This window comes from Facklamia sp. P13069, assembly GCF_050409405.1.
Lineage (GTDB): Bacteria > Bacillota > Bacilli > Lactobacillales > Aerococcaceae > Facklamia.
Genome location: NZ_JBNUPN010000041.1, coordinates 1 through 7,806 on the forward strand (window position 1 = coordinate 1; position 7,806 = coordinate 7,806).

General features: G+C 31.0%; 8 protein-coding genes. All 8 read left to right on the top strand.

Annotated features, from left to right (window positions below; translation table 11 throughout):
- Positions 1 to 158 precede the first annotated feature (158 nt).
- Positions 159 to 668: a hypothetical protein gene (locus tag ACQV2T_RS08995; RefSeq protein WP_428893570.1), complete on the top strand. Its 510-nt coding sequence runs from the start codon at positions 159 to 161 to the stop codon at positions 666 to 668.
- Between the two features lie 131 nt (positions 669 to 799).
- Positions 800 to 1,018, top strand: coding sequence for a helix-turn-helix domain-containing protein (locus ACQV2T_RS09000; RefSeq protein WP_036763072.1), 219 nt, complete (start codon positions 800 to 802; stop codon positions 1,016 to 1,018).
- Complete coding sequence (locus ACQV2T_RS09005; protein WP_428893571.1) at positions 1,019 to 1,963, top strand: restriction endonuclease subunit M; 945 nt, start codon at positions 1,019 to 1,021, stop codon at positions 1,961 to 1,963.
- Positions 1,950 to 6,047: an Eco57I restriction-modification methylase domain-containing protein gene (locus ACQV2T_RS09010; RefSeq protein ID WP_428893572.1), complete on the top strand. Its 4,098-nt coding sequence runs from the start codon at positions 1,950 to 1,952 to the stop codon at positions 6,045 to 6,047. Before ACQV2T_RS09005 ends, ACQV2T_RS09010 begins: the two co-directional genes overlap by 14 nt.
- Entirely contained in the window at positions 6,040 to 6,246 is a 207-nt protein-coding gene (locus tag ACQV2T_RS09015; RefSeq protein ID WP_428893573.1) for a hypothetical protein, read from the top strand. The genes ACQV2T_RS09010 and ACQV2T_RS09015 overlap by 8 nt, the downstream gene beginning before the upstream one ends.
- Positions 6,247 to 6,351: 105 nt before the next feature.
- Complete coding sequence (locus ACQV2T_RS09020; RefSeq protein ID WP_428893574.1) at positions 6,352 to 6,609, top strand: hypothetical protein; 258 nt, start codon at positions 6,352 to 6,354, stop codon at positions 6,607 to 6,609.
- Between the two features lie 8 nt (positions 6,610 to 6,617).
- Positions 6,618 to 7,139, top strand: a complete 522-nt coding sequence (locus ACQV2T_RS09025; RefSeq protein ID WP_428893575.1) for a hypothetical protein — start codon at positions 6,618 to 6,620, stop codon at positions 7,137 to 7,139.
- A gap of 113 nt (positions 7,140 to 7,252) precedes the next feature.
- Positions 7,253 to 7,708: a hypothetical protein gene (locus ACQV2T_RS09030; RefSeq protein WP_428893576.1), complete on the top strand. Its 456-nt coding sequence runs from the start codon at positions 7,253 to 7,255 to the stop codon at positions 7,706 to 7,708.
- The last annotated feature ends 98 nt before the right edge of the window (positions 7,709 to 7,806 follow it).

The following is a 7,806-nucleotide window of genomic DNA, read 5'->3' on the forward strand; positions in this document are numbered from 1 at the left end:
TCTGGCGTTTACGCTAGGAAACCATGGCGAAGGAGGCTCCTTGTCAAGCCCTCACAGAAAGATTAAACAGCTACATGGATCATTGAACTCACACTTCTCATGAGCGAGGCCTACTTTGTTCTAGGTGGCTAAGTTCTATTTGCAATTTATAAAATGAATTGAAACGAGAATTTGATAAACTTTCATGGGGGCAAAAGAGGATAAAGGAAGTCGTTAAACATATTCAAATCTGTATCAGCAAAAGAGAACATTATGAGGGCTATCGTAAAAATCTGAATGATAAAAGTTATATGATAATGAACAAAAAAGATGTGGAAGACTATCAGAAATCTTATAAGGAGATAGATATTTTTCTGAAACAGTTTCCGCATTTGAAAGATACTGTATTAGAAGTATTGAAGAAAAAATCAGGTAAAAATCTTTTTCGAAAGTTAAATGAGCATTCTAAAGAATTGCAAGCTAAACAAGAGGATATTGCTAAGAAACACAATTCATTAGCAGTACAGTATAATGAATTAGAAAATTTGAAAGTTAATATGAATGAATATATGGAAAGTGATGAAACAGAGAAAAAAGAGTCGGTTATAGATGCGATTAAAAAACAACTTGTTAAATATAATGATAAGTCAAAAGAAAAGAAAGATGTAAATAGAGAAATTGAAAGATAAATTTATGGTCGAAGTGGTCTTCGGACTGCACCGATTATTTTTTTGCAATTTTTTGGAATATGAATAAGGCGTGGTTTGTGGTATAATCTATGTATAAAAAATCCAATAAGATGGAATTTGGAGGAACAATAATGAAATTTAACTACAATGGATTATGGAAGTTGTTGATAGATAAGAATATGAAGAAGAAGGATTTAATTGATGAGACAGGAATATCACCAACAACGATATCAAAAATGGTTAGAGGTGATGCGGTATCTCTTTCTGTAATCGGGAAAATTTGTGAAGAATTAGGTGCAGATGTAGGAGATTTGATTTGTATTGAAAAAGACATAGAGGAAGATAAATAAATGGCATTTACAATTGATGTAGATGAGGATAAATGGAGCAAAAAAGTTCTGGAAACTCTCCTTATTGATAGGACTACGAATAGAAATATTATCTGGGGAACAGATGACTATGAGATATTAGGTAAAGAGTACTATTCTCACTATCCTATTCTTTTTAGTCTTATTACTGGTGATAATTCAAATGTTATTCAACCTAGAATACTAAAGACTAAGGAAAATCAAGGAAATAGAACAAAGGAAAAAGCAGAGGTGTTTACACCTAGCTGGGTTTGTAATGCTCAAAATAATTTGGTTGATAATGCATGGTTTGAAAAAACTTCTGTTTTTAATGTAGAAAATGGAAAGTCATGGATTGCAACAACAGATAAAATAGAATTTCCACATAAAAAGAACAAAACCTGGCAAAAATATGTTGATGAAAGAAGACTTGAAATCACTTGTGGAGAAGCACCTTATTTAGTGAGTAGATATGATACTGTAACGGGCAAGTTTATAGATTTATATGAACGAATCGGTATTTTAGATAGGAAAATGAGAGTAGTAAATGAAAATGCTATTAGTGAAGATGAATGGCTTAAATGGTCAGAAAGAGCATTTCAAAGTGTTTATGGTTTTGAGTTTCAAGGGGACAGCCTGCTTATAGCGAGAGAAAATTTACTCATTTCGTATTGTGACTATATGCAAGAAAGACTTAAAAGGGAACCGGAAGAGAAAGAGCTTTTAAGGATAGCCAAGATAGTCTCGTGGAATCTATGGCAGATGGATGGTCTAACATATACTATTCCATATAGTGAACCGACTGAACCAAATGAACAGATGACACTATTTGATTTTATGAAGAAAGAAGAAAATGCGTTATGTATTATAAAAGATTGGCGAGCAAGAAAAAATATTACTTTCCAAGACTTGCTAAATAAAGAGGATGATGCAAATGAAAGAAAATAAGATTGAAGATATAGATATACTGGACAGGATTATCATAGGTCGTGTAGAGCCTCATATCTACGCTTTTACGACCAACACAGTACCGAATTATTTAAAGGTTGGCGATACGTATAGACCAGTATCAAAAAGATTAAATGAATGGAGAGAATTTTTCCCAGAGCTTGAAAAACAATATGAGAATAAAGCCATAATTGATAAAGAAACTTATTTTAGAGATTATGCCATTCATCAATATCTTGAAAATGATTTAAATAAGAAAAGATTAAAACCAGATGATTTAGAAGATGGCATTTATTACAGTAGAGAATTTTTTAAAGAGACTCAAATACTGGATATTGAAAATGCTATTGAAGATATAAAGGAAAATTATCAAGCTAACTCAAGTAAGTATGAATATTATAGTTCTGAAAATAGATTACCTCAGACATATCATTATCAAAGAGGTGGAAATTGGGACTTAAGACCAAATCAAGAAGCTGCTGTAAATAGTTTTATACAGGCGGTGAAAAATGGACGTACAAATCTACTAATGTATGCAGTTATGCGTTTTGGAAAATCTTTTACTTCACTTTGTTGTGCTTTAGAAATGAAAGCTCAAACTGTCTTAGTTGTGTCAGCTAAAGCAGATGTTAAGGATGAATGGAAAAAAACGGTAGAAAGTGCAGGTAACTTTTCAGCGTATGTTTTTATAGAATCATCTGATTTGTTGGCTAATGAGAATGTAATATCTGAGAAGCATTCCGAAGGAAAGAAAATGGTTATTTTCCTTACCTTGCAAGATCTTCAAGGGGATAACATTAAGGATAAACATAAGGAGCTTTTTGGAGAACAAATAGACCTACTTATCGTTGATGAAACACATTTTGGTGCAAGAGCAGAATCTTTTGGAAAGATTTTAAAGAACGCGGGTTATGATAAGGCGGATGAAAAGAACATCAGTAAACTTGAAGATGAAAATATAGATTTAGTTGAAGCAGATGTTGAAATAAAAAAAATCAATGCAAAAATTAGATTGCATTTATCAGGAACGCCCTATCGTATTTTGATGGGAAGTGAATTTGAAAAAGAGGATATTATCTCTTTTGTTCAGTTCTCAGATATTGTGAAAGAGCAAGAAGAGTGGGATAGGAAACATCTTAACAATGATGATGTGAATGAATGGGACAATCCATATTATGGCTTTCCACAGATGGTTCGTTTTGCTTTTAATCCAAACAAATCTTCTCGCAAAAAAATGGAAGCTTTGAGGAAAAGTGGGGTTAGTTTTGCTTTTTCAAAATTATTTGAACCAATTTCCATAAAAAAAGATACGAATCATCAAGGACATAAGAAGTTTATAAATGAGCATGAAATTCTTGATTTGCTTAAGGTAATTGATGGAAGCAAAGAAGATGAAGAGCTATTAGGGTTCTTAGACTACGACAAAATCAAAGAAGGTAAGATGTGTAGACACATGGTTATGGTTTTACCTTATTGTGCTTCTTGCGATGCAATGGAAGAGCTTATTAGTACAAATAAAGGTACATTTAAGAACTTAGGTGAATATGAAATCATAAACATTTCAGGTGTTGATGCAAGAAAAGAATATAGTAAGCCCGACGATATTAAAAGAAAGATTAAAGAGTGTGAAGAAAACAATCAAAAAACACTAACCTTAACGGTAAATCGAATGCTAACAGGTTCTACTGTAGAACAATGGGATACCATGCTTTATTTTAAAGATACAGCTTCCCCACAAGAATATGATCAATCTATTTTCAGATTACAAAATCAGTATATTAGAACAATGTCGAGTGAAAATGGATTTATAAAAGAAAACTTAAAACCACAAACTTTGCTAGTTGATTTTGATCCAAATCGTCTATTTAGAATGCAGGAACAAAAATCTCTTATCTACAATGTAAACACAGAAGAAAATGGGAATAGCAAACTAAGAGAAAGAATCATAGAGGAACTTCGTATTTCACCGATTATTGTGATGAATCGTAATAAAATTAAACAAGTAAATGCTACAAATATTTTAGAGGCAGTAAGTGAGTATAATAATCAAAGAAGCGTTTCAGATGAAGTAGTTGATATACCTGCTGATTTATCCCTTTTAAATGACGATGATATAAGAAGGGTTATAGAAGTCCAAGGTGAATTTAATTCAAAGCAAGGAATGATGATAGATCCAAATCAAGGAGATGGTGAGGATTTTGATATAGAAGAACCAAAAGATGATAAGAAAGCAAAGGAAGATAAAAAAGACAAGTTGAGTGAGGATTATTCCGAAACTAAAACAGCGGATGAGGTTAAAAAACTGGAAAGTCAGATTAAGACATATTATCAAAGATTACTTTTTTATTCTTTCTTAACAAAAGATAAGGTCTCTTCTTTAGATGATATTTTAAATACATTGGAAAGGCATGATAACAAAAGAATTGCAAGCAACCTATATCTAGATAGAGCTGTTTTACAAAAGATTAGCGATATGATGGATCCGTTTAAGAGAAGTAGTTTGGATTATAAAATTCAAAATATTTCTATGCTTGCGTCAGATGAAAAAGTTGCTCCCCTTGATAGGGCGATGACTTCAATTAAAAAATTCAATCGAATGTCAGAATCTGAAGTTATTACTCCATCAAAAGTGTGTGATGAGATGGTAGCTTTGTTACCAGAAGAAGGCTTAAGAAAAATAGTAGATAAGCAAGATAAGTTACTTGATATTGCAAGCAAGTCTGGAGAATATGTAGTTTCGCTTTATAAAAGATTAACATCTGAGCTTGAGTATTCACATGATGAAGTGAAGAATCTTATATATTCAATCCCAACCTCATCAATGGCATATGAATTTACAAGGAGATTTTATGAGATATTGAATTTGAATATAAATAATATAGCAATAGGGTTTAATGCATATGATTTGATTGAAGTGAAAAATGAAAATGGAGAAGTAGATTATGTAAAAATTAATGATTTACTTAAGCAAGATAGACTGTTTAATGAAATCACATTAAATGATGAAATAAAGGAAGGTGAGAATACAGTGAAATTTGGAGCAGTAATTGGTAACCCACCATATCAAGAATCAATACAAGGGACAAGTGATAAACAAATATATAATTATTTTATGGAAATAGGATATGCAATTTCTGATTATTCAGTATTCATTTCACCAGGAAAATTTTTGTTTAATGCAGGTAAAACATCCAAAAAATGGAATAAAAAAATGTTAAATGATAAACATATTTATGTTGCAAGATATGAAACAGATTCTAGAGTTATGTTTCCTAACATTTCCTTATCAAGTTCTATAGTAATTACAGTTAGAAACAAGAAAAAAGTTTTCAGTCCAATTATAAGGTTTTATCAAGATGAAAATGTTAGAACGGTTGTAAATAAAGTTATACACTATAAAGATTTTTTATCAATCGCTTCTGAAATATTTTTGCAAACGAAGTTTAATCTCGATGTTCTTTATGCAGATTATCCAAATATAAAGAGAAAAATAGGTACAGAGAGACGATTAATTACATCAATTTTACAAAACAAATTTGATTTTTTTATTACAGAAAAGATAAATGAAAATCAAATTAAAATTTACGGTAATGATAAAAGTGGAAAGTTGTCAAATAAATATATTGATAAGAAATATATAGATATAAGGAATAGCAATTTAGAAGGATGGAAAATACTTCTTGCTGCAACAAATGGTGCAGCAGGAAATCTCGGGAAGCAACCTGTTAATATTATTGGAATACCAAGAATACTTGAAAATAATTCTGGGTTTACTCAAACATTTATTTCAATTGGTAATTTTCAGAATAAGAGCAGTGCTGAAAATTTAGAAAAATATTTACGAACAAAGTTTATAAGATATCTAATAGGTTCTTTAAAAGCAACTCAAAGGCTAAATAAAGAAGTTTTTAATAATGTTCCAATGCAAGATTTCACAGAAAAATCGGATATTGATTGGTCAAAATCAATAAAAGAAATTGACGAGCAGTTATTTGATAAGTATGGGTTGTCAATAGAAGAAAAAGAACATATAAAATCTTCAATAAAGGATATGGAGAGAGGGGAAAAACAAAATATTGAATAGAGATAAAGACATATTAAAATCGTTAACTGATTTAGACTTAATTCCAACAATGGAGAAAAATGCCAGAGATAAGTATGCTGCCTTATCAAAATATTTAGATGAACAAGGTTTGGATTCTGTTTTTAATCCACAGGGTTCATTTTTGATAGGAACAACAATACGCCGATACCGTGAGGGTAAAGATCATGATTATGACTAAGATGTATTGGCGATATTGAAAAGAAGAAAGGAAGATACGGATATAAAAAGTGTAAAAAATGATGTTGGCAATTGCATAAAATAAAGTGGACTTTATTCCGATAGGTTGGAAAAAGAAGCTATAAACTGTTGGACGTTAAAGTATGCAGAAGTATCAGATGGAGTTGGATTTTCTTTGGATATTGTTCCGTCAGTTGACGAAGATATTTTGATTAAGAAAGACATTATCAACTCAGGGGTTTCATATTCAAACGCAGAAAAAACTGTTGCCATAACAAATAAAGAATTATCTGTATATGATTGGCTCACAAGTAATCCTCTCGGTTTCGGAGATTGGTTTTTGGAAATTAGTAATCGCATTTAACTACCGATATGAAATCAGAGCAGTACAATAATTTGCCAAATAATATTAGAATGGTGTTTGAAAGTGTAGAAAAAATACCAATTTATTATAGGTCAAACTTGCAAAGAGTCGTTCAATTTATCAAGAGACATAGAGACATTTATTACTACAGAAGAAAATTAAGAAATGATAAGCCATCATCAATTCTAATATCAGCTTTAGTTACAGACAGTGTAAAAGATAAAGGGTGTTCATCGGTTTCGGAAATAGTAAATGCTTTTATTGTTGGATTTAGCAATAAAAGTATATCTCTAATGCAGGATGGCAAAATATTAAATCCAATTGATTTAAGAGAAAATCTTATCGAACGATATACAGACAATAGGTTGAGTAATATGAGCAAATGGGTTTTGGCATTAAATGTCTTTATGAATATTGAGGATGAACGAAAATTCAAGCAAAGTATTCACAATGATATTAATACAAGAGTTTTTGCAGAAACTTTTGAAACGCCTACAATAATTACACCTACAAAACCTTGGAAGAAGTAATATGAGTTATGGATTAAGCTATGAAATCAAGCAATTGTTAGATAGTCAGCCGAGATTAACGATAGTTGATAATGATATAGAGTATATAATCCAAGGGGGGATATAAATACTCCTTGGATTATGATGGACATATTGCTCAAGGCGAAAGAAACATTAAGCTTACAATTCCAAAAAACTTCCCCAATAGCATTTCCAAATTTTATGTATACGATTATCCAGAACATATAGAACATATCTATCAGGATGGTAATGTTTGTTTGGCAACAATAGGCGAAATGATATATTTCTTAAATGAAAATCCGTCTTTGATAGCTTTTATTGAGAAATTTGTGAATGCTTTTATATACACCTTAGATTGGTTTGGAAAATACAAGACTTATCCATTTGGTGATAGAAAACATGGCTATAAAGGATTGCTTGATTATTATTTAAATGATTTGAAGTTGACCAAGGAACAATATAGGGAAATAGTATTTACAATAATAAGTACAGAGGTCATATGGCGTGTATTTGTAGTTCTGGTAAAAGGTTGCGAAATTGTCATGGCAAATATATATTGCCAATTATAACGAATGGTTCATATAGGAATGACTTTCTATATGAACCAAGCATGTTATTCACGTAGTTATGATAGTATGTGCAAACAGATTCGTGAGCAGGGTTGGAA